Source organism: Corallococcus llansteffanensis (assembly GCF_003612055.1).
GTDB lineage: Bacteria > Myxococcota > Myxococcia > Myxococcales > Myxococcaceae > Corallococcus > Corallococcus llansteffanensis.
In genome coordinates this window covers 1-20,482 of the sequence record NZ_RAWB01000017.1, presented here as the reverse complement: position 1 = coordinate 20,482, position 20,482 = coordinate 1, and the positions used below count along the sequence as shown (strand labels likewise).

Annotated in this window: 18 protein-coding genes; 13 read left to right on the top strand and 5 right to left on the bottom strand. The window is 70.3% G+C overall.

Annotation, left to right across the window (positions count from 1 at the left end; all coding sequences use genetic code 11):
• Position 1: 1 nt before the first annotated feature.
• Positions 2-1,381 (bottom strand): diguanylate cyclase, encoded by a 1,380-nt coding sequence (locus D7V93_RS03055; RefSeq protein ID WP_120641918.1) that lies wholly within the window; start codon positions 1,379-1,381, stop codon positions 2-4.
• 51 nt (positions 1,382-1,432) lie between these two features.
• Here D7V93_RS03055 and D7V93_RS03050 point away from each other — a divergent pair, with 51 nt between their 5' ends.
• The 5 genes from D7V93_RS03050 (at position 1,433) to D7V93_RS44365 (ending at position 8,506) form a co-directional block, all read left to right on the top strand.
• Entirely contained in the window at positions 1,433-2,248 is an 816-nt protein-coding gene (locus D7V93_RS03050) for a chemotaxis protein CheW (protein WP_120641917.1), read from the top strand.
• Positions 2,249-2,366: 118 nt separating this feature from the next.
• Positions 2,367-3,638 carry a response regulator gene (locus D7V93_RS03045; protein ID WP_120641916.1) on the top strand — a complete coding sequence of 424 codons (1,272 nt, stop codon included), beginning with the start codon at positions 2,367-2,369 and terminating at the stop codon, positions 3,636-3,638.
• Positions 3,639-3,691: 53 nt separating this feature from the next.
• Positions 3,692-7,195 (top strand): valine--tRNA ligase, encoded by a 3,504-nt coding sequence (locus tag D7V93_RS03040; RefSeq protein ID WP_120641915.1) that lies wholly within the window; start codon positions 3,692-3,694, stop codon positions 7,193-7,195.
• A 9-nt stretch (positions 7,196-7,204) separates the two neighbouring features.
• Positions 7,205-8,089, top strand: a complete 885-nt coding sequence (gene nadC, locus D7V93_RS03035; protein ID WP_208722899.1) for a carboxylating nicotinate-nucleotide diphosphorylase — start codon at positions 7,205-7,207, stop codon at positions 8,087-8,089.
• Positions 8,090-8,230: 141 nt separating this feature from the next.
• The gene (locus D7V93_RS44365) at positions 8,231-8,506 is read left to right on the top strand and encodes a hypothetical protein (protein ID WP_147451020.1); all 276 of its coding nucleotides are present in this window, start codon (positions 8,231-8,233) and stop codon (positions 8,504-8,506) included.
• 23 nt (positions 8,507-8,529) lie between these two features.
• Here D7V93_RS44365 and D7V93_RS03030 read toward each other — a convergent pair whose 3' ends face one another.
• Positions 8,530-10,152 (bottom strand): alkaline phosphatase family protein, encoded by a 1,623-nt coding sequence (locus tag D7V93_RS03030; RefSeq protein WP_120641914.1) that lies wholly within the window; start codon positions 10,150-10,152, stop codon positions 8,530-8,532.
• A 92-nt stretch (positions 10,153-10,244) separates the two neighbouring features.
• On the opposite strand from D7V93_RS03030, the gene D7V93_RS03025 reads away from it, so the two are divergent.
• The 4 genes from D7V93_RS03025 to D7V93_RS03010 all read left to right on the top strand — a co-directional run bounded on the left by D7V93_RS03025 (position 10,245) and on the right by D7V93_RS03010 (position 12,692).
• Complete coding sequence (locus tag D7V93_RS03025; protein ID WP_120641913.1) at positions 10,245-10,646, top strand: acyl-CoA thioesterase; 402 nt, start codon at positions 10,245-10,247, stop codon at positions 10,644-10,646.
• Between the two features lie 45 nt (positions 10,647-10,691).
• On the top strand, positions 10,692-11,657 hold the full coding sequence (glpX, locus tag D7V93_RS03020) for a class II fructose-bisphosphatase (RefSeq protein WP_120641912.1): 966 nt from the start codon (positions 10,692-10,694) through the stop codon (positions 11,655-11,657).
• 27 nt (positions 11,658-11,684) lie between these two features.
• Positions 11,685-12,110, top strand: coding sequence for a type II toxin-antitoxin system RatA family toxin (locus D7V93_RS03015; RefSeq protein ID WP_120641911.1), 426 nt, complete (start codon positions 11,685-11,687; stop codon positions 12,108-12,110).
• Between the two features lie 402 nt (positions 12,111-12,512).
• Positions 12,513-12,692, top strand: a complete 180-nt coding sequence (locus D7V93_RS03010; RefSeq protein WP_120641910.1) for a hypothetical protein — start codon at positions 12,513-12,515, stop codon at positions 12,690-12,692.
• 119 nt (positions 12,693-12,811) lie between these two features.
• On the opposite strand, the gene D7V93_RS03005 is transcribed toward D7V93_RS03010, so the two are convergent.
• Positions 12,812-13,900, bottom strand: coding sequence for an ADP-ribosylglycohydrolase family protein (locus D7V93_RS03005; protein WP_120641909.1), 1,089 nt, complete (start codon positions 13,898-13,900; stop codon positions 12,812-12,814).
• 79 nt (positions 13,901-13,979) lie between these two features.
• Here D7V93_RS03005 and eno point away from each other — a divergent pair, with 79 nt between their 5' ends.
• From eno to D7V93_RS02990, 3 genes are read left to right on the top strand one after another with little or no spacing between them, the layout of a single operon-like run.
• Positions 13,980-15,275 (top strand): phosphopyruvate hydratase, encoded by a 1,296-nt coding sequence (gene eno, locus D7V93_RS03000; protein WP_120641908.1) that lies wholly within the window; start codon positions 13,980-13,982, stop codon positions 15,273-15,275.
• A gap of 2 nt (positions 15,276-15,277) precedes the next feature.
• Positions 15,278-16,066: a 5'/3'-nucleotidase SurE gene (surE, locus tag D7V93_RS02995; RefSeq protein WP_120641933.1), complete on the top strand. Its 789-nt coding sequence runs from the start codon at positions 15,278-15,280 to the stop codon at positions 16,064-16,066.
• Between the two features lie 44 nt (positions 16,067-16,110).
• Entirely contained in the window at positions 16,111-16,989 is an 879-nt protein-coding gene (locus D7V93_RS02990; RefSeq protein ID WP_244237079.1) for a peptidoglycan DD-metalloendopeptidase family protein, read from the top strand.
• On the opposite strand, the gene D7V93_RS02985 is transcribed toward D7V93_RS02990, so the two are convergent.
• Both D7V93_RS02985 and D7V93_RS02980 read right to left on the bottom strand, forming a co-directional pair.
• Positions 16,986-17,987 carry a 2-dehydropantoate 2-reductase gene (locus D7V93_RS02985; protein WP_120641907.1) on the bottom strand — a complete coding sequence of 334 codons (1,002 nt, stop codon included), beginning with the start codon at positions 17,985-17,987 and terminating at the stop codon, positions 16,986-16,988. The genes D7V93_RS02990 and D7V93_RS02985 overlap by 4 nt on opposite strands.
• Positions 17,984-19,513, bottom strand: a complete 1,530-nt coding sequence (locus D7V93_RS02980; RefSeq protein WP_120641906.1) for an acyl--CoA ligase — start codon at positions 19,511-19,513, stop codon at positions 17,984-17,986. The genes D7V93_RS02985 and D7V93_RS02980 overlap by 4 nt, the downstream gene beginning before the upstream one ends.
• A gap of 124 nt (positions 19,514-19,637) precedes the next feature.
• Here D7V93_RS02980 and D7V93_RS02975 point away from each other — a divergent pair, with 124 nt between their 5' ends.
• The gene (locus D7V93_RS02975; RefSeq protein WP_120641905.1) at positions 19,638-20,420 is read left to right on the top strand and encodes an SDR family NAD(P)-dependent oxidoreductase; all 783 of its coding nucleotides are present in this window, start codon (positions 19,638-19,640) and stop codon (positions 20,418-20,420) included.
• Positions 20,421-20,482 lie beyond the last annotated feature (62 nt).

Here is a 20,482-nt window from a genome sequence, read left to right as displayed (position 1 = left end):
TTCAACCCTGGGGCGGTGGGCCCTGGCGGCGCTCGGCCGGGGTGGCTTCCAGGTCCTGCGCCGCCATGTAGACGACATTCCGGGTGCCGCGCTTGCCCCGGTACATCGCCCGGTCGGACAGGTCCAGCAGGTGGTCCTTGTCCTGGGCGTGCTCGGGGAAGCTGGCCACGCCGATGCAGGTGGTGAGCTTGAGCGACAGCCCCTCGCGGCCCAGGAACTGGTGGGCCTCCATGGTGCGGCGGATGCGCTCGGCCACCTTGAGGGCGCCGCCGGAGTCGGTGCCGCGCAGGAGCACCACGTACTCGTCGCCGCCGAAGCGCGCCACCACGTCCGGGTCGCGCACGCAGCCCTTGAGCACGCGCGCGGCCTCCACCAGCACGCGCGAGCCCACCAAGTGCCCGTGCGTGTCGTTGATGGTCTTGAAGCGGTCCAGGTCCAGGAACAGCAGGGAGAAGGGCCGCTGCGTCTGCACGGCCTCGTTCACCTCGCGGTCCAGCACGAGCTGCAGGTAGCGCGTGTTGAACAGGCGGGTGAGGTCGTCCACGTACGCCAGGTCCTCCACGGCGGCGAAGCGGCCCAGGTTGCGCAGCGCCAGCGCCCAGTTGCGCACGAGGAAGCCCACCGTCTCCGGGTGGTGCTCCGGGGGCGCGCTGTCGTGGAAGAGCACCGCGTGGCCCAGCACCGTGTCGCCGTCCACGGCGGGGAAGGTGAGGGTGCGCGGCCAGGGCACCTGCAGGCCGTCGAGCTGGAGCGGCTCGCGCAGGGTGGCCAGCCGCTCCACGAGCACCGGCACCAGCGTGTCGTGCAGGTCCGGCGGCAGGCCCCGCATGCCGTGCGAGCGGAAGCCCGCGCTGCTGGGGTCCCGCTCCAGCAGCATCACCGCGGAGGCGCTGGCCATGGACTCCAGCGCGTCGGCGGTGGCCGTGGCCAGCCGCTCGCGGTCGAGCGTGGTGGCGATGCGCTGGCCCGCCTCCAGCAGCGCGACGTGATGGCGCAGCGACGCGTTCTCCCGCATGAGGTCGCGGGTGGTGAGCGCGCGGCGCAGGGCGTGCTGCAGGGCCTCCGGCGCCACGGGCTTGACCAGGTACTCCGCCGCGCCGCTCTTGATGGCGCGCACCGCGGGGGCCACCTTGTCCAGCGCGGTGATGACCAGCACCTCCACGCCGGGGTAGCGCTCGCGCACGTGGCGGAGCACTTCCATGCCGTCGCCGCCGGGCAGGATGAGGTCTGTCACCACGGCGTCGAACCGATGCGCGGCGAGGGCCGCCTTCGCCTCCGCCACGGTGGGAACGGCGATGACGATGTGTCCTGAGGCCGTGAGGAAGTCGCCGTAGAGGCTGCGGGCGATCTTTTCGTCGTCGACGAGGAGCAGTCGCGCCATGACTGTTCACGGCTTAGCACCAAGCCCCTGAACGCTGCTAGGGTCACCCCCGTGTCGCCTTTTGAAAGCGGACGCCGGCTCTGCCTGCTGGTCGAAGCCGGTGAGACGCGTTACGCCGTGGAGGCCACCTCCGTGATGGAGGTCGCCATGCCGGGCGCCCGCGGCACCAGCCTGCGTGGCGTACTGGAAGTGAAGGACCTCTCCGCGCTGCTCGGCGGAGCCCCCGAGGAAGTCCCGGGCATGGTCGTCGTCCTGGACGTCAGCCCCACGCTCGCGGTGCGGGTCCGCTCGGTCGTGGAGGTGGCGGACGTCGCGCGTGATCCGTTCTTCCTGCTGCCTCCGGGACTCGCGGATTCCCTGGCGCCGTTGAGCCGGGGCGCGGTGCTGCACAAGGACCGGCTGTACCTGGAGCTCATCGTGGAGGCGCTGCCGCACCGGGTGGGTCCGCGGGCGGTGCCGCCGGAGCCGCGGCCCGTGCACTGGGCGGACGCGCCTCCGGAGCGGGCGCTGGTGCTGGAGTCGCAGGGCGTGCTCTTCGGCGTGCCGCTGGGTTGTGTCTCCCAGGTGGTGCCGAAGGGGGTGTCCTTCAGCGTGCTGCCGGTGCAGAGCGGGCCGGTGGCGGGCGTCTACCCGCACGCGCAGGCGCTGTGGCCCATCTGTTCGGTTCCGGCGCTGCTGGGGGCGCCGGCGCGGGTGGAGGACCTGTTCGTCCTCACGGAGCTGGCGGGCCGGACCGTGGGGCTGGCGGCCACCCGGGTGCTCGGTGTGCTGCAGAAATTCAAGCCCGCCGAGCTGATGGGCACGTTCAAGGCGCCGGGGCTGCCGGATCCCGTGATGTTCCTGGACCTGCAGCGCATGTTTTCTTGATCGGCCGAGAGCGCGCCCCCTAAGCTTCTCCGATTGACACAGGGCCGGCAGGCAGGCTTGCTCGCCCGAAATCTCAAACGAATTCAGGGGGGTATGCGCCCCCCGAAGGCCGGAGCCGATGCCCAAGAATCTACTGATCGCCGACGACTCGCTCACCATCCGCAAGGTGATCGGGATGATCTTCGCGACGGAAGACTTCCAGGTGACCGCGGTGGACAACGGGCTGGACGCCATCACCCGCACGCGCGAGCTGCGTCCGGACGTGGTGCTCGCCGACGTGATGATGCCGGGCAAGAGCGGCTACGAGGTCTGCGAGGCGCTCAAGAACGACCCCTCCACCCAGGCCATCCCGGTGCTGCTGCTGGCCGGCACCTTCGAGGCGTTCGACGAGAACCGCGCGAAGGCCGCCCGGGCGGACGACCACATCACCAAGCCCTTCGAGAGCCAGATCCTCCTCGACAAGGTGAAGGCGCTGGTGGGCCAGAAGTCGAACACCATGCCCGCGTCCGCCGCGACGCGCGTGTTCCCCCAGGCCGCCACGCCCACGCAGCCCCCGGCCGCCGCGCAGCCGCCTGCCGCCGCCGCGCCTCCGGGCGCCCGTCCGCCGGGTCCTGGCGCGCCGCCTCCGGGTGCGCGTCCTCCGGGTCCAGGCGTGCCGCCTCCGGGCGCGCGTCCTCCGGGTCCGGGCGTGCCGCCGCCTCCGGGCATGGCGCGTCCGCCTCCGGGCGCCGTTCCGCCGGGTGCGCGTCCTCCCGGTCCTGGCGTGCCGCCTCCTGGCGCCGTCCCGCCGGGTGCGCGTCCTCCCGGTCCTGGCGTGCCGCCGCCGGGCGCGCGTCCTCCGGGTCCGGGCGTGCCGCCGCCTCCGGGCATGGCGCGTCCGCCTCCGGGCGCCGTTCCTCCGGGTGCGCGTCCTCCGGGGCCAGGCGTGCCGCCGCCTCCGGGCATGGCCGCGCGTCCTCCGGGTCCTGGTGCTCCGAACATCCCGGGCGGCTTCCCGCGTCCTCCCGCCGGGGGCACGCCGCTGCCGCCTTCGCACCCGCCCGCGGCGGTTCCGCCCGCGGCCCGCGCACGGGATCCGTTCGGCCTGGGCGCTCCGTCCGCGCCTCCGCCGGCCGCCGTGCAGGCCCGCACGGAGAACCTGCGCATCGAGGACTCGCTGCCCGAGCACACGGAGGAGATCTCCATCGACATCGGCGGTCCCACGCCGACCGCCGCTCCCGCGCGCTCGCGTCCCGCGGATGGCGGCGAGGCGCTGCTGCGCGAGGCCCTGTCGAAGGCCTCCCGCGAGGTCATCGAGAAGATTGCCTGGGAGGTCGTCCCGCAGCTGGCGGAGACCATCATCCGGCAGGAGCTGGAGCGGCTCATCAAGGACCGCGAGACCCAGCACTGATTCGCAGTCCCCCCTGATTCCCCGCCGGCCCCGTCGGGGGCCGGCCGTCTTCAATGACTGACACGACTGAACTGTCCAAGGCCTACGAGCCCTCCGAAGTGGAGGCGCGGTGGTACAACCACTGGCTGGAGCGCGACTACTTCCGCGCCGAGCCCACTTCCGCCAAGCCGCCGTTCAGCATCGTGCTGCCGCCGCCCAACGTCACGGGCAGCCTGCACATCGGCCACGCGCTCACCGCGACCATCCAGGACATCCTCACGCGCTGGAAGCGGATGAGCGGCTTCAACGCGCTCTGGCTGCCGGGCACGGACCACGCGGGCATCGCCACGCAGATGGTGGTGGAGAAGGAGCTCAAGAAGTCCGAGGGCAAGAGCCGCCACGACCTGGGCCGCGAGGCGTTCCTCGAGCGCGTCTGGACGTGGAAGGGCAAGTACGGCGCGCGCATCGGTGAGCAGCACCGCTACCTGGGCGCGTCGCTGGACTGGAGCCGCGAGCGCTTCACCATGGACGAGCAGTCCTCGGCCGCGGTGCGCGAAGTGTTCGTCCGCCTGTATGAAGAGGGCCTGATGTACCGGGCCCAGAAGCTCATCAACTGGTGCCCCTCGTGCCGCACGGCGCTCAGTGACCTGGAGGTCGAGCACGAGGAGAAGAACGGCTCGCTCTGGCACATCCGCTACCCGGTGAAGGACAGCGACCGCACGCTCACCGTGGCGACGACGCGTCCGGAGACGCTGCTGGGCGACACCGCCGTGGCCGTCCACCCGGAGGACCCGCGCTACCTGGGGCTGGTGGGCCGGTCGGTGCGGCTGCCGCTGACGGACCGGGACATCCCCATCATCGCGGACGCCGAGCTCGTGAACATGGAGTTCGGCACCGGCGTGGTGAAGGTCACGCCCGCGCACGACTTCAACGACTACCAGACGGGCCTGCGCCACAAGCTGCCGATGCTGTCCATCCTGGACGAAGCGGCGCGGATGACGAAGGACACCGGCAAGTACGCCGGCCTGGATCGCTTCGAGGCCCGCAAGCAGGTGCTGGCGGACCTGACGGAGCAGGGGCTGCTGGAGAAGGAGGAGCCGCACAAGCTGAGCGTGGGCACCTGCCAGCGCTGCGCCACGGTGGTGGAGCCGCGCCTGTCGCCGCAGTGGTTTATCAAGATCGAACCGCTGGCGAAGCCGGCCATCGAGGCGGTGGAGCAGGGCCGCACGAAGTTCGTCCCCGAGTCCTGGACCAACACGTACTTCCACTGGATGCGCAACATCCACGACTGGTGCGTGAGCCGCCAGCTCTGGTGGGGCCACCAGATTCCCGCCTGGTACTGCGAGGCGTGCAGCCCCGCGGGTGAGGAGCGGTCGCTGGACTCCTCGGCGGTCATCGTGTCGCGCACGACGCCGGAGTCCTGCCCGAAGTGCGGTGGCAAGGACCTGACGCAGGACCCGGACGTGCTGGACACGTGGTTCTCGTCCGCGCTGTGGCCGTTCTCCACGCTGGGCTGGCCGAACCAGACGCCGGAGCTGAAGACCTTCTATCCGACGTCCGTGATGGAGACGGGCCACGACATCATCTTCTTCTGGGTCGCCCGGATGATGATGATGGGCCTGCACTTCATGGGCGATGTGCCCTTCCGCACCGTGTACCTGCACGCGATGGTGCGCGACGAGAAGGGCGAGAAGATGTCCAAGACGAAGGGGAACGTCATCGATCCCCTGGACGTCATCCTCGGCGCCAAGGTGGACGCGCTCCAGCCGTCGCTGCGCAACCGCTTCCCGCAGGGCATGCCCGCGTTCGGCGCGGACGCGCTGCGCTTCACGCTCGCGTCGCTCACGCAGCAGGGCCGCGACATCAAGCTGTCGATGGACCGCCTGGGTGGCTACAAGGCGTTCTGCAACAAGCTGTGGAACGCCAGCCGCTTCGCCCTGATGAACATGGGCGACTTCAGCCTGGACGCGACCCCGTTGGAGGGCCGCACGCTGACGCTGGCGGACCGGTGGATCCTCTCCCGCCTGCAGAAGGCGACCGAGGAGACGCGCGCGTCGCTGGAGGTGTTCGGCTTCGCGGAAGCCGCCTCCACGCTGTACCAGTTCCTGTGGGCGGAGTTCTGCGACTGGTACATCGAGCTGGCGAAGGGCTCGCTGTACGGCGAGGACGCGCAGGCGAAGGACACCACGCGCGCGGTGCTGGTGTACTGCCTGGATCGCATCCTGCGGCTGATGCACCCGTTCATGCCGTTCATCACCGAGGAGATCTGGCAGAAGCTGCCGATGTCCCGGCCCACGGAGAGCATCTGCATCGCGGCGTACCCGGAGCCGGACGCGGCGCGCGTGGATGCGTCCGCGGAGGCGGAGATGGCGCCGGTCATCGCGGCCATCGAGGGCCTGCGCACGCTGCGCGGTGAGAGCAACCTGCCGCCGTCCGCCAAGGTGAAGGCGGTGGTGCAGAGCCCGGACGCCACGACGCGCGAGCTGTTGGAGCGCTGGCGTGCGTACCTGATGCCGCTGGCTGGCCTGTCGGAGGTGCACGTGGGCCCGCCGGGCGCGAAGCCCCCGCAGGCGGCGGCGTTCGTCAGCGGAAACCTGGAGATCTACGTCCCGCTGGCGGGCCTCGTGGATCTGGACGCGGAGCGCGACCGCCTGAAGAAGGAGATCGCCCGCGCCGAGCAGGAACTCACCAGTGTGCAGCGCAAGCTGGACAATCCGAGCTTCGTGGCCCGTGCTCCGCCGGACGTGGTGGCGAAGGACCAGGCCCGGGTGGCGGAGCTCCAGGAGCGCACGGTCAAGCTGCAGGATCACCTCCAGCGCATCGCCCCGGAGCCCCCCATGTCCGAGTCCGAGACGCCGTCGCCGTTACCGGGAAGCACCGAGTCCGAATCCTCCTCGCTCGAAGCCTCCGAGAGCGCCCATGTGAAGGTGGCCACCGAGCCCAAGGCGTCGAAGGACGACGTCAACCTGGGCCAGGAGCTGAAGGGCGAGATGGAGGCGGAGGCCGCCGGGGAAGCCCCCAAGGCCGCCGACCCCGTGGTGGAGGACGCGCTCAACAAGCTGCGCGAGGGCACCAAGGAAGGGCTGTCCGCCGCGGATCACCACGACCTGGGCGTCGCGTACATGAGCATGGGCCTCGTGGACGACGCGATGCGCGAGTTCGACCGGGCCAAGGAGGGTGGCGACACCCGCGAGGCGCCGGCGGCGTCCGTGAAGAAGGCCGCCTCGGCACGGAAGGCTCCGGCGGCGAAGGCTCCGGTGGCGAAGGCTCCGGCGACGAAGGCCGCGGGCAAGAAGGCCCCCGCGAAGAAGGCGGCGGGCAAGAAGCCAGCGGCGAAGAAGGCCCCCGTGAAGAAGGCGGCGGGCAAGAAGGCCGCAGCGAAGAAGAGCACCCGGGGCAAGCCGGCCGCGAAGAAGGCGGCGGGCAAGAAGAGCGCCGCGAAGAAGGGGAGCGCCCGCAAGGCGCCGGCCCGGAAGACCTCCGCGAAGAAGGCGGCGGGGAAGAAGTCCGCGGCGAAGAAGCCCGCGGCGAAGAAGACCACCCGGGGCAAACCGGCGGCCCGCAAGGCCCGTCGGTAGGAGGCGGAAGTGCAGCAGGATTATCTCGATCGGCTCATCGCGTTGTCCCTCGACGAAGACCTGGGCGCGGCGGGGGACGTCACCTCGCTGGCGGTGGTCCCAGCCGACGCGGAGGGAAGCGGCGAGCTGGTCGCGAAGGAGCAGATGATGATCGCGGGCCTGGACGCCTTCGTCCGTGTCTTCCACATGGTGGACGCGGAGGTGGAGGTGGAGGTCCTCAAGCGCGACGGTGACGAAATCAAACCGAAGGTGGTCGCCGCGCGCGTCCACGGCAAGCTGCGCGCGCTGCTCGCCGCGGAGCGCACCGCGCTCAACCTGGTGCAGCGAGCGGCCGGCATCGCGACGCTGGCGCAGCAGGCGATGACGTCGGTGCGGGGCTCGAAGCTGCGGGTGCTCGACACGCGCAAGACGCCCCCGGGCATGCGGGGCCTTGCCAAGCACGCGGTGCGCATGGGCGGAGCGTCCAACCACCGCTTCGGCCTCTTCGACGGCATCCTCATCAAGGACAACCACATCGCGGCCGTGGGTGGGGACATCACCGAAGCGGTGCGCCGCGCGAAGTTGAACGGCCCCCGGCTCGTGAAGATCGAGGTGGAGGTCACCAACTTCAAGCAGCTCGCGGAGGCCATCGCGGCCGGCGCGGACGTCGTCATGTTGGACAACATGGACGACGCGCAGATCCGTGAAGCCGTGAAGCTGACGGCCGGCCGTGTGCCCATCGAAGTCTCCGGTGGCGTCACGCTGGACCGGCTGCCCCGCTTGGCGAAGCTGGGCGTGGACTTCGTGTCCATGGGCGCGCTGACGCACTCGGCGCGGGCCATGGACCTGTCGCTGGAGATCCAGACGACGAAGAAGTCCACGCGCAAGTCACGCCCGGCGGCGCCGCAGGGCTGACGCGGTCCTCAGTTCTTGTTGAGAAGATGGGCAGGCCGGGTCGGTGAAGGCTGACTCGACCTGCCCATTGACGTTGCCAGGCATGCCTTGGGAATGAGCTGCTTCAAGACGCACTCACTCGCTCGGAGGACGTCAGCTGCCATGGCAATTCATTTGGACGTTCTCACGGAAAAGGCGCGCATCGTGACGCGCGCTGCTTTAGCGCGTTACCCCTCGATTCCAGAGCGGCTTCGAAAGGAGTTGGTACTGGGGACCTACTTCGAGGGAACCGACCGTGTGTTTGAACTCTATTGCGCGGGAGACAGGCCGCAGGATGCGATTGTCCTCACGCGTGTCACGGTCAGTGCCGTCACTGGCGAAGTGGGGCCGGTCGAAGTCCTTTCGGAACACTGGTGTGGCAGTGCTGAAGAGGGGTGAGACAATTCCACTTCTCTGGGCACTCACCGCGCACCGGTGAGTGCCTCCGCACGCGGCTTACCTTCCGCCGACGCCGGCATTCCCATCTCCAGCAGCGCGGACAGCGTGGGCGCCACGTCCACCGGATCAATCTCCTGGAGGTACAGGCCCGGCTTCACGCCCCTCCCTGCGAACACCACCGGCACCTGCACGTCGTAGGAGTACGGCGTGCCGTGGTTCGTTCCGCGCGGGTAGTCGCTCACGACGTGGAACGGCTTCGCCATGAAGAGCACGTCCCCGCTGCGCCCCGGGTAGTAGCCACGCCGCATGGGCGCCACCAGCCCCCCGATGTCCGGGGCCGTGTCCAGGTCGTCCTTCGCCACCGCCATCACCGCGAAGGGCTGCTTCGCGAGCCACGCCGCCGCAGCTCTGCGCACCGCCGCGCCGTCCACCTGGCCTGACTCCAGCGCCTTGCCGCCCAGGTACACGTCCAGCTCCAGCAGCTTCACCGTCACGTCGATGCCGAACTTCGCGCGCAGCTCCTGGGCCAGCCCCTTCGCCGCCTCGACCGGGTTGAGGCGCGCCCCGGGCAGGCCCGCCTCCACCCAGGACTCCGGAATCTCCGCGCCCCCGTGGTCCGCCGACAGCGCGATGACCAGGTTCGCCTTTCCGCCCGCCGCCCGCTCGGCGGCGGTGATGAGCTCCCCCATCGCCTGGTCCAACCGCAGCAGTGTGTCCTGCATCTCCCACGAGGACGGCCCGAACGCGTGGAACACCGCGTCCGTGCCGCTGAAGCTCACCGCGAGGACGTCCGGGACGTCGTCCCGGCCCAGCGCCTCACCCTCCAGCGCCGCCTTCGCCGCCTGCACCAGCAGGTCATGCGACCGGGGCGACACCGCGAAGACCCGATAGGACGCGGGCCCCGGCTCCTTGACCCCGCCGCTCAGCGCGTGGGGAAACACCCGGCCCATGCCGTAGGGATCCGGAGGCTCCGTGGCGGGGTCGTCCTGGCCCACGTACTCGGCGCGCGGACGCAGCAACTCCCACGCCTTGCCGAACCCCGCGTCCGCGACCTTGCGCGCGTTGAACGCCTGCATCCACGCAGGCACCGCCTTCGCGTACCAGGTGCTCGTCACCATCTTCCCCGTCGCCTCGTCGAACCACCACGCCTGCCCGGTCCGTCCGGCCAGCGGAATGGCCGCGCGCGCCTTGAACGACAGCGCCACCACCTTGCCCCTTCCTTGCGTGGACCCGCGAAGCCGGTCCGCCAGCGTCTCCGCCATCAGGTTCGCCGGGCTGGTGTCCGACGTGGGGGCCGTGGCCCCGTCCAGCACCGGATGCGTCGGGTCCACGTAGACCTGCGTGCTCTGGCCTGTGGCGCGGTCCAGGACGTCGTTGTCCACGATGCCGTGGCGCCAGGGGTTCGCGCCGGTGGCCAGCGTGGCATGACCCGGTGCGGTACGGGCCTCCGCGTAGGCATACCGGGCGTAGGGGTAGTAGGCCCCTGTGTTGAGCAATTGCCCCAGACCGCCAGTGAGACGCGGGCGGTTGCGCAGGAGCAGGTCGCTGCCCAGCGCGTCCACGCTGATGAACAACGTGAGCTTCGGGGCCCTGGCCGAAGCGGGCAGGGCAAGCAGGACGAGCAGGGCGGCGAGGACACGCGACATGGCGGGCAGCCTCCCTGGCCGGATGGTCAGAAGCAACCAACATGCGTCCCCGCCGCTTGGACGCGCCACCCCGCCCTGATATGGGCGGCCCAATGGTCGAGGCACGGCTGCGCGTCATCTACGGCGACACGGATCAGATGGGGGTCGTCTACTACGCGAACTACTTCCGCTACTTCGAGTTCGCCCGCAGCGAGTTCTTCCGGGGCCACGGCGGCAGCTACCGCGAACTGGAGAGCACCGGCCTGCTCCTGCCCGTGGTGGAGGCGAGCGCGCGCTACAAGGCCTCCGCGCGCTATGACGACCTGCTCGTCATCCGCACCACGCTCAGCGAGTTGCGCCGTGCGTCACTCGTGTTCACCTACGAGTTGCTCCGCGACGGCCCTTCCCCCACGCTCCTGTGCACCGGCCGCACGATGCACGCCTGCGTGGGGCGCGACGGCAAGCCCCAGCGCATGCCCGAAGCCCTCGCCCGCCTGAAGGCCCTGGACGTCTGACCCTTTCTTCTCCATCCCGAATTCCCGAACGAGGAGCACCCCACAATGGATCGCAACCTGGCAATGGAGGTCGTGCGCGTCACCGAGATGGCGGCCATCGCCTCCGCCCGGCTCATGGGCCGCGGCAACAAGAACGAGTCGGATCAGGTCGCCGTGGACGCGATGCGCCGCGCCTTCGACGCGCTGAACATCGACGGCACCGTCGTCATCGGTGAGGGCGAGCGCGACGAGGCGCCCATGCTCTACATCGGCGAGCGCGTGGGCCGCCGCGAGCCCGGCGCCCCCGAGGTCGACATTGCCCTGGACCCCCTGGAGGGCACCAACCTGTGTGCCTACGGCCGCCCGGGCTCCATCTCCGTCGTGGCCATGTCCAGCCACGGCGGCCTGCTCAACGCGCCCGACACGTACATGGAGAAGCTCGCCGTGGGGCCGCGCGCGAAGGGCGCCATCGACCTCACCAAGTCCCCCACGGAGAACCTGCGCGCCATCGCCGAGCGCATGAAGGTCTACGTGGAGGACCTCACCGTGATGACGCTCGACCGTGAGCGCCACGCCGACCTCATCAAGGAGGTCCGCGCCGCGGGCGCCCGCGTGCGGCTCATCGAGGACGGGGACGTGGCGGGCGCCATCGCCACCTGCTTCGAGGGCACCGGCGTGGACGTGCTGATGGGCATCGGCGGCGCGCCCGAGGGCGTCATCGCCGCGGCCGCCATCCGCGCCACCGGCGGGGACATGCAGGGCCGGCTCGTGCCGCGCAACCAGGGCGAGATCGAGCGCGCGAAGAAGATGGGCATCACCGACATCCACAAGATCTACTCCGCCGAGGAGCTGGCCCGGGGCGAGGTGATGTTCGCCGCCACGGGCGTCACCACCGGCGACTTCCTCAAGGGCGTGCGCTTCTTCGGCGGCGGCTGTGAGACGCACTCCGTCGTCATGCGCAGCAAGACGGGCACCGTCCGCTTCATCCAGTCCGTGCACAAGTTCGACAAGAAGCCCGGCTACGCGCTGTAGCCTGCACCCTCACCCGGAGACACCGTCATGGCCGGCGCCACGCGCACCATCACCATCAATGCCCCGATCGAGAAGGTCTTCGACGTCATCACCGACTACGACCGCTACGCGGAGTTCCTGTCGGAGGTGAAGAAGGTCTCCACCTCCCAGCGGCAGGGGAACACCGTCCAGGTCCACTACGAGGTCGATGTGGTGAAGACCATCCGCTACACCATCAAGGTCACCGAGGAGCGCCCCAAGCGCATGTCCTGGACCTTCGTGAACGGCGAGGTCATGAAGGACAACAAGGGCAGCTGGACCCTGGAGCCCGACGGCGAGGGCAAGACGCGCGCGACCTACAACGTGGAGATGGCCCTGGGAATGCTGGTCCCCAAGGCCATCGTCAACGGCCTCGTGGACAACCAGCTCCCCAAGATGCTGGAGGCGTTCAAGCGCCGCGCTGAATCCCGCTGAAGTCCCGTCAGCCCTGACGGCTTGCGTCAAAGTCCGCCTGCTTGTCTGTTCCGGTGCACGACCTTCGTCGTGCAAGGAGCAGGTGGGCAGGCGGGCGCTTTTCGGCTGGAGCCGTGCCGCGCGCGGGACCGGGAAGCACTTGAGACGGGTTGAGTTGCGGCGCGGCGCGAGCGCATTAGGATCAGACGGTTTTTGAACGTCCGGACTGTCCCCCATGACATCCGTGCCACGGTTGCCCTGGCCGGGATGTCGGGAGGTGGACGAGCAGCCAGTCGGAACGGCTGCGACGCCCCCAGAAAGAACCGGGGGTTCTTAATTTGCATCAAAGGGAAGTGGAAGTGGTAAGGGGGCGGGACGGCGGGCGTACATCGGGGTACGTAGGCTGAGGGAGAAACCGAACCCATGCTCGACGCGTTCATCATCGAAGAAATCAAGCGCCGCGAGCGGCTTCGCCGCGAGGATTACGAGCGGCCGGTGGTGGAACTTCCACTGCCCGTTCCCGATGACCGTCCCCACCGGAGGACGGACATGGAGGAAGAGAAGCCGTCGCGGGGCGTCGTCGTCATCGACCTCTGCGTCTGACGACCCACACTTCCGTGGCCCCACGGCCACGGTGACTCCAGGAGCCCGCGGTCGGGCCATCCCTCACCGGATGGCCTTCCGCGGGCTTCGCACTTGCGGGCCTCCCACCGCGCGCCCTCCTACCCGGGCGCCAACAACAACAGGTGACGGGGGTGGTAGACTTCCCACATCACCGTTCCTTTTTGCAGGGGATTGGCCGGCTGGAGGGCGAGCAGCACCTTCTCGCGCCACTCCTCGGGCAGGGCGCCCTCGCCGTGGAAGGCACCCAGGAGCGCCCCGGTGACGGCGCCGTGGACCTCCGTGTCGCCGCCCCGGTGGACGACGTCGAGGAGCCCGCCCTCCAGCGTGCCCACGTGGAGCAGCTCCCAGAAGGCGAGCCGGAAGGCCGCGCGCACCGCGTTGTTGCCCGGGCGGTGCATGTGCAGCTCCGGGCCGTAGAGCTGAGGGTCGTCCTGCGCGGCCAGGGCCAGGTCCTCGCGCAGGACGGTGGAGGCGCGGGTGATCTCCTGGACGAAGTCCTTCTCCAGCCGCGCGAGGGCGGCGCCGGCCAGGGAGATGCCGACCTCCGCGGCGGGCAGCAGGTCGGCGGCCTTGAGGTTGGGACCCCCGGTGATGGCCTTGGCGATGGCGGCGCACAGGCCCGCGCTGGCCAACTGGCAGCGGGGATCGAAGTGGGTGAGGGCGGTGTCCTCCATCGTCGCCTGGGCCAGCGCGAAGGGGTCCTTCGCCAGCAGGATGGCCAGGGGCACCGCGCGCGGCAGGGCGCCGGCGTTCGCCACGCGACGGAAGCCCTTCTGCCAGACGCGCTTGCCGGCCTCCTTCACGGCGGTCGCGAAGCCTGTGTCGCACTCCTCCAGGACCTCCTTCATGGGGTCGCTGACGGCGAAGGCGTGGGACTGCCAGGCCCGGTAGCGGCGCAGCGCGTCCGCCGCGTCATAGCGCTTCAGGTCGCGCAGGCTGAGCGTCAGCGCCACGGCGAGCTGGGTGGGCTCCGTCACCTGTCCCTTGCGCAGGCCGTGCGGGCCTCCGCCGACGATGCCCTGGTAGGGCCCTTCCGCGAGCTGCGGGAAGGCCGGGGCATAGAAGGGGCGGCCGGCCGTGGGCACGGCCAGGGCGTTGCCGGCGGCGAGGCCCAGCAGGGCGCCCCGGGCGCGCTGGCCGGGGAGCGGGTCCGGGCCCGTGGCGCGGCGTCGGGGAGGAGGAGGCATTCGACGGTTGGACACTGTAGCAAACCCGGATGCGAGCAGGCTTGCCCGTTCCGGCCGTGCCTCGTAGAACCGGCGCCCTATGACCGAGATCGCTCAAATCCTGGCGCGTGAAGTGCTCGACTCCCGTGGCAACCCGACCGTGGAGGCCGAGGTCCTCCTCGTGGGCGGTTCGCGAGGCCGTGCGACGGTGCCCTCCGGCGCCTCCACCGGCGAGCACGAGGCGCACGAGCTGCGGGACGGGGACAAGCAGCGCTACCTGGGCAAGGGCGTGCTGAAGGCCGTGGACCACGTGCGCGACACGATTGGCCCCGCGCTCGTGGGCATGGACGCCGTGGACCAGGTGGGCCTGGACGCGCGCATGGTGGAGCTGGACGGCACGCCCACCAAGGCGAAGCTGGGCGCCAACTCCATCCTCGCCGTCTCCATGGCCGCCGCGCGCGCCGCGGCGGACGCGCACGGCCTGCCGCTGTACCGCTACGTGGGCGGCCTCCAGGCGCGCACGCTGCCCGTGCCGCTGATGAACATCCTCAACGGCGGCGCGCACGCGGACACGCGCGTGGACGTGCAGGAGTTCATGGTGGTGCCCGCCGGCGCGAAGAGCTTCGCGGAGGGCCTGCGCTGGGGCGCGGAGGTGTTCCATGCGCTCAAGAAGATCCTCAAGGGCCGCAAGCTGGCCACGGGCGTGGGCGACGAGGGCGGCTATGCCCCGGACCTGCCGGCCAACGAGGAGGCGCTCAAGCTCATCATGGAGGCCATTGGCGCCGCGGGCTTCAAGGCGGGCGAGCAGCTCTTCCTGGCGCTGGACGTGGCCGCGAGCGAGTTCTTCGACAAGGGCTCCAAGAAGTACAAGCTCAAGGGCGAGGGCAAGGAGTACGACTCGCAGGGCCTGCTGGAGTACTACCGGGGCCTCGCGGAGAAGTACCCCATCATCTCCATCGAGGACGGGATGGCGGAGGATGACTGGGAGGGCTGGAAGAAGCTCACCGACGCCCTGGGCAACCAGGTGCAGCTCGTGGGCGACGACCTCTTCGTCACCAACGTGGAGCGGCTGGGCAAGGGCATCCAGACGGGCACGGCGAACTCCATCCTGGTGAAGGTGAACCAGATTGGCACGCTGACGGAGACGTTCGACGCCGTGCGCATGGCGCACAAGGCGGGCTACACGTCCATCATGAGCCACCGCTCCGGCGAGTCCGAGGACACCACCATCGCGGACCTCGCGGTGGGCCTGGACTGCGGGCAGATCAAGACGGGCTCCGCGTCGCGCTCGGACCGCGTGGCCAAGTACAACCAGCTGCTGCGCATCGAGGAAGAGCTCGGCGCGGGCGCGCGTTACGCGGGCATGTCCGCCTTCCGCACGTTCAAGAAGAAGTGACCGTGAGTACCCCTCGCCCCCGCATCCTCGTCTCCAACGACGACGGCTACTTCTCCGAAGGGCTGCAGACGCTCGTGGAGGCGGTCAGCCCCCTGGGCGAGGTGTGGGTGGTGGCGCCCGACCGCGAGCAGAGCGCCGCCTCCCACTCCATCAGCCTGCACCGGCCGCTGCGCATCAAGGAGGTGCGTGAGCGGTGGTTCTCCGTCGACGGCACCCCCACGGATTGCTCGTATCTGGCGGTGAACCACTTGCTGAAGGACAATCGTCCCCAGCTCATGGTCTCCGGCATCAATCACGGCGCGAACCTCGCGGACGACGTCATGTACTCCGGGACGGTGGCGGCGGCCATGGAGGCCGCCTTCCTGGGCATTCCCGCCATCGCGTTCAGCCTGGTGTCGCGGGGGCCGTTCGACTTCAAGCCGGCGGGCCGCTTCGCGCGCTCGCTGGTGGCGGAGGCGCTGGCGCGGCCCCTGCCGCCCCGGATGCTCCTCAACGTGAACATCCCCGGGGGCGTGGAGCCGGACGGCTACGTCATCACCACGCAGGGCCGTCACTCCTACGGCAACAACGTCGTGGAGAAGGAAGACCCGCGCGGCCGCAAGTACTACTGGATTGGCGGCACCGAGTACGCGCACCAGGACATCCCGGGCAGTGACTGCAACGCGGTTCTCGACGAGAAGCGCGTGTCTGTCACGCCGCTGCACTTCGAGATGACCGACCATGTCCGCATCCCCGAGCTGTCGGGTTGGAGCCTGAAGGGCTTCACCCGGCACGAGTCGGGCGGTGCCTGAGGTTGGAGACGCGAGGCTCCAGCCGAGCGGGAAGGGCGCTCTGGGTGTTGCTCGCGGCCGTGCTGATGGGCGGCTGCGCGAGCACCCGGTCGACCTCCTCCTCCGGGCTGGAGACCGCGGGCGCCCTGCCCGAGCCGAAGGGTGAGGGCAAGCCGCTCTCGTTCGCGCTGCGGCCCACGCACGAGGAGCCGGAGCTGGTGGCGGTGCGCCACCGCGTGGCCGCGGGCGAGACGATGTACCGCATCGCCAAGACGTACGGCATCACGGTGGAGGAGCTGGGCGCGGCCAATGGCATCAAGGATCCGCGTGAACTCTCCGTGGGCCTGGAGCTGCTCATTCCCGGCGGCGAGCGGCCGCGCTACGGGGACCCGGGGCCGCTGTCCGACGAGGAGCCGGAGCTGGTGTTGACGAAGCCGGGGCAGGCGCCCGTGTCCACGCCGCGCCGCTCGGTGCCGGTGGTGGGGCGCCGCGAGGAGCCGCCCCGGGCGCGGGTGGTGTCGGGGCGTCCGGGCACGCCGTCGCGTCCGAAGCTCGCGACGCAGGGGTTGCTCGACTGGCCGCTGCGCGGCGTGCTGTATGGCCGCTTCGGCAAGAAGGGCCGCGAGCCGCACGACGGCATCGACCTGGCGGCGCCCGCGGGCACGCCCATCAAGACGGCGCAGGAGGGCACGGTCCTCTACGCGGGCGAGCAGAAGGGCTACGGACTCATCGTCATCGTGGAGCACTCGTCCACGCTCATCACCCTGTACGCGCACAACCGCGACCTGCGCGTGCGCACGGGGCAGAAGGTGCGCCGCGAGCAGGTCATCGCCACGGTGGGCGAGTCCGGCCGCACGTCCGGCCCGCACGTGCACTTCGAGGTGCGCGTGGACGGCAAGCCGGTGGATCCGCTCGAGTACCTGGGCGTGATGCCGCCGGCTTAAGGCGCTTCTGGTGTCGCCCGGGGTGGGTAGCCTCCGGCGTGGCGGGCGCGCTCGCGCACCAGGGCGAGGATGCTCTCTGCGGTGGGCATGGGCCTGCCGACGAGGTGGCCCAGCTCCACGACGGCGCCCAGCAGCGCGTCGATCTCCATCGGGCGGCCGCGCTCCAGGTCCTGGAGCATGGACGTCTTGTGCGCGCCCACTTCGGAGGCGCCCCGGATGCGCTGGTCCACGTCGATGAGGAAGCGGGTGCCAAGGGCCTCCGCCACGGCCTGGGCCTCCACCATCATCGCGCGGGCCACGGCGCGCAGGTCCGGCTGGCGGGAGAGGACGTCGAGCGTCGCGCCGGTGAGCACGGACAGCGGGTTGAAGGCGAGGTTGCCCCAGAGCTTCACCCAGATCTCATCGCGGATGCGCGGGCGCACGGGCGACTTCAGGCCCGCCTTCATCATGAGCTGTGAGAGGGCGAGGACGCGCGGGCTCTTGCTGCCGTCCGGTTCGCCCAGCGTCACGCGGTCGTTGTACGTGTGGATGATGACGCCGGGCGAGACGACCTCCGCGGCCGGGTACACCACGGTGGCGATGACGCGCTCCGGGGGCAGGGTGCGCAGGAGCAGGCCGCCGGGATCCACGCTCTCGATGTGGCGGCCCGCGTAGGGGCCTTCGAGCCCGTGGAAGTACCAGTAGGGCACGCCGTTGATGCCGGTGACGAGCGCCGTCTCCGGGCCCAGCAGCTGGGCAATCTGTGGCGCGGCGGCGGGCAGGGCGTGCGCCTTGAGCGTGAGGAACACGTAGTCCTGCGGCCCCGCGTCGTCGGGCGAGTCGGTGCAGTGCGGGCGCACGGTGACCGTCTCGCCACCGCTCGTGAGGGTGACGCCGTTGGCGCGCATCGCGTCCAGGTGGGCTCCGCGCGCGATGAAGGTCACGTCCGCGCCGGCCTGGAGCAGCTTGACGCCGAGGAAGCCGCCGATGGCGCCCGCGCCGAAGATGGCGATCCTCATGACGTGAGCCCCAGCCGCTCCGCGAGCCCGATGCGCTGCACCTTGCCAGTGGGGCCCTTGGGCAGCTCGGTGAGGATGACGATGCGGCGGGGCACCTTGAAGTCGGCCACGCGCGACGCCATGAAGTCGCGCAGCTCGCGCTCGGTGGCACCCACGCCCTCGCGCAGCACGACGGCGGCGGCCACGTCCTCGCCGAGCTTCGGGTGGGGCAGGGCGAACGTGACGGCCTGCTGCACGGCGGGATGATCCAACAGCACGGTGTCCACCTCCAGCGGGCTCACCTTCTCCCCGCCGCGATTGATCAGCTCCTTGAGCCTGCCGGTGAGTCGCAGGTAGCCATCCGTGTCGAGCGTGCCCTGGTCGCCCGTGCGAAACCATCCGTGGGTGAAGGCGCGCGCGTTGGCCTCGGGGTTGTTCACGTAGCCGGACATGACGTTGGGCCCCCGGATGACGACCTCTCCGAGCGCTCCGGGAGGCAGCAGCGCGCCGGCCTCGTCCATGATGGCGACCTCGGGCCCGGCGGCGATCCCCACCGCGCCCGCGTACCGGGGACGCGGGGGAAGCGGGCTGGAGGCCATCTGGTGCGCGGCCTCGGTCATGCCGTAGCTCTCGATGACGGGCACGCCGAAGACGCGCTCCAACTCCTCCATCACCTGTGGCGGCAGGGACGCGGACGATGAACGGATGAAGCGCAGGCGGTGGGTCGTCAGGCGCTCCGCGTTGCGGCGGGCGCGCTCCACCAGCGCCTGGTGCATGGTGGGGACGGCCGTGTACCAGGAGGGGCGGGCCTCCTCGAACCAGGAGAAGAAGCGCAGCGCGTTGAAGCCCGGCGTGCACACCACGCGGCTGCCCGCGCCCAGGCTGGACAGCACCGCGGCCACGAGCCCGTGGATGTGGAACAGCGGCATGATGTTGAGGCACGTGTCCGAAGGCCCCAGCGCCAGGTGCGCGCCGATGTGCCGCGCGGAGGCGGTGAGGTTCGCGTGCGTCAGAGGGACGAGCTTCGGCCGCGCCGTCGTGCCCGACGTGTGCAGCACCAGCGCCACGTCACTTCCGGTGGTCTCCTCCTCACGACGCGGCGGGTTCGTCCGAGGCAGGTCGGACTTGAGGGTGAAGTGTCCGGCCGGCCCGTCAGCGGAAGAGCTCAACTCGATGAGGGGGAGGTTCCGTTCGCGTGCGACCTCGCGGGCCGGGCCTTCCTGACCTTCGAGCACGACGAGGGCGCGGGCCTGGAGGTCGTCCAGGTAGAAGGCGAACTCGTCCGCGCGGTACGCGGGATTGAGCGGCGCGGTGGTGGCGGTGCTGGCGACGGTGAGGAACGCGGCGGCCATCTCCGGTCCATTGGGCAGCACCAGCGCGATGCGGTCCCCCGCGCCCAGTCCCCAGGCATGCAGGCTGGCGCGGGTCTGCGCGATGAGCGCTCTCAGCGCACCGTACGTGAGGCCCGGCCGTCCGGGGGCGCCGAGCGCCACGTCGTCCGCGCGTCCGTGCATCAACAGCGCCTCGAGGGTGGCGGGCTGCGCCATGTCGCGACTCCGGGTCAGGTGGGTGTTCTTCCCGATACGGCTCCGGCTCCTCCCGTGCAACCGCTTCGTTCACGGCGGGGCTGGGGGGCGTGGGTTTGCTATATCGCTGCCTGGAGGATTCACCATGTCGCGAAAAGTGGCGCTCATCACCGGCGCGTCGGCGGGACTCGGAGAGCAGTTCGCGGAGCTGTTCACGCGGGACGGGCACGACGTCATCCTCGTGGCGCGCAACGTGGCGAAGCTGGAGGTCCTGGCCTCGCGGCTGGAGCAGGCGCATGGCGTGAAGGCGCACGTGATGCCGGCGGACCTGGGTGACCCGTCCGCTCCCGAGCGCCTCTTCGCGCAGGTCCAGGCGCAGGGGCTCGCGGTGGACTTCCTCGTGAACAACGCGGGGTTTGGTTCCTCGGGGCCGTTCGTCGAGCAGGCCCTGGCGCGCGAGGTGGAGATGGTGGAGGTCAACTGCACCGCGCTCCTGAAGCTGACGCACCTGTTCGTGCAGCCCATGCGCGAGCGGAAGCAGGGGCGCATCCTCAACATCGCGTCCACGGCGGGCTTCCTGCCGGGGCCCTACATGGCGACGTACTACGCGACGAAGGCGTTCGTGCTGTCGCTCTCGGAGGCGCTTTCGTTCGAGCTGAAGGACTCGGGCGTGACCGTGACGTGTCACTGCCCGGGGGCCACGCACACGGAGTTCACCGCGCGCGCGGGCAACTCGGAGACGCGGCTCTTCAAACGCTCGGGCGTGGCGAAGGCCCCGGACGTGGCGGCGCATGCCTATGCGGCGATGATGAAGGGGCAGGTGCTCTCCATTCACGGCGCCCTCAACTGGCTGTCTGCCTTCTCCCTCCGGTTCAGCCCCCGTGCCGCGGCGCGTTCCGTCACGGCGAAGCTGAACCAGCAGGCCTGAGCGAGCAGGGAGGCGGGCCTGGGGCGGGGAAACCCCTGGCCCCGCGCCAGGGGGGGCCTGGG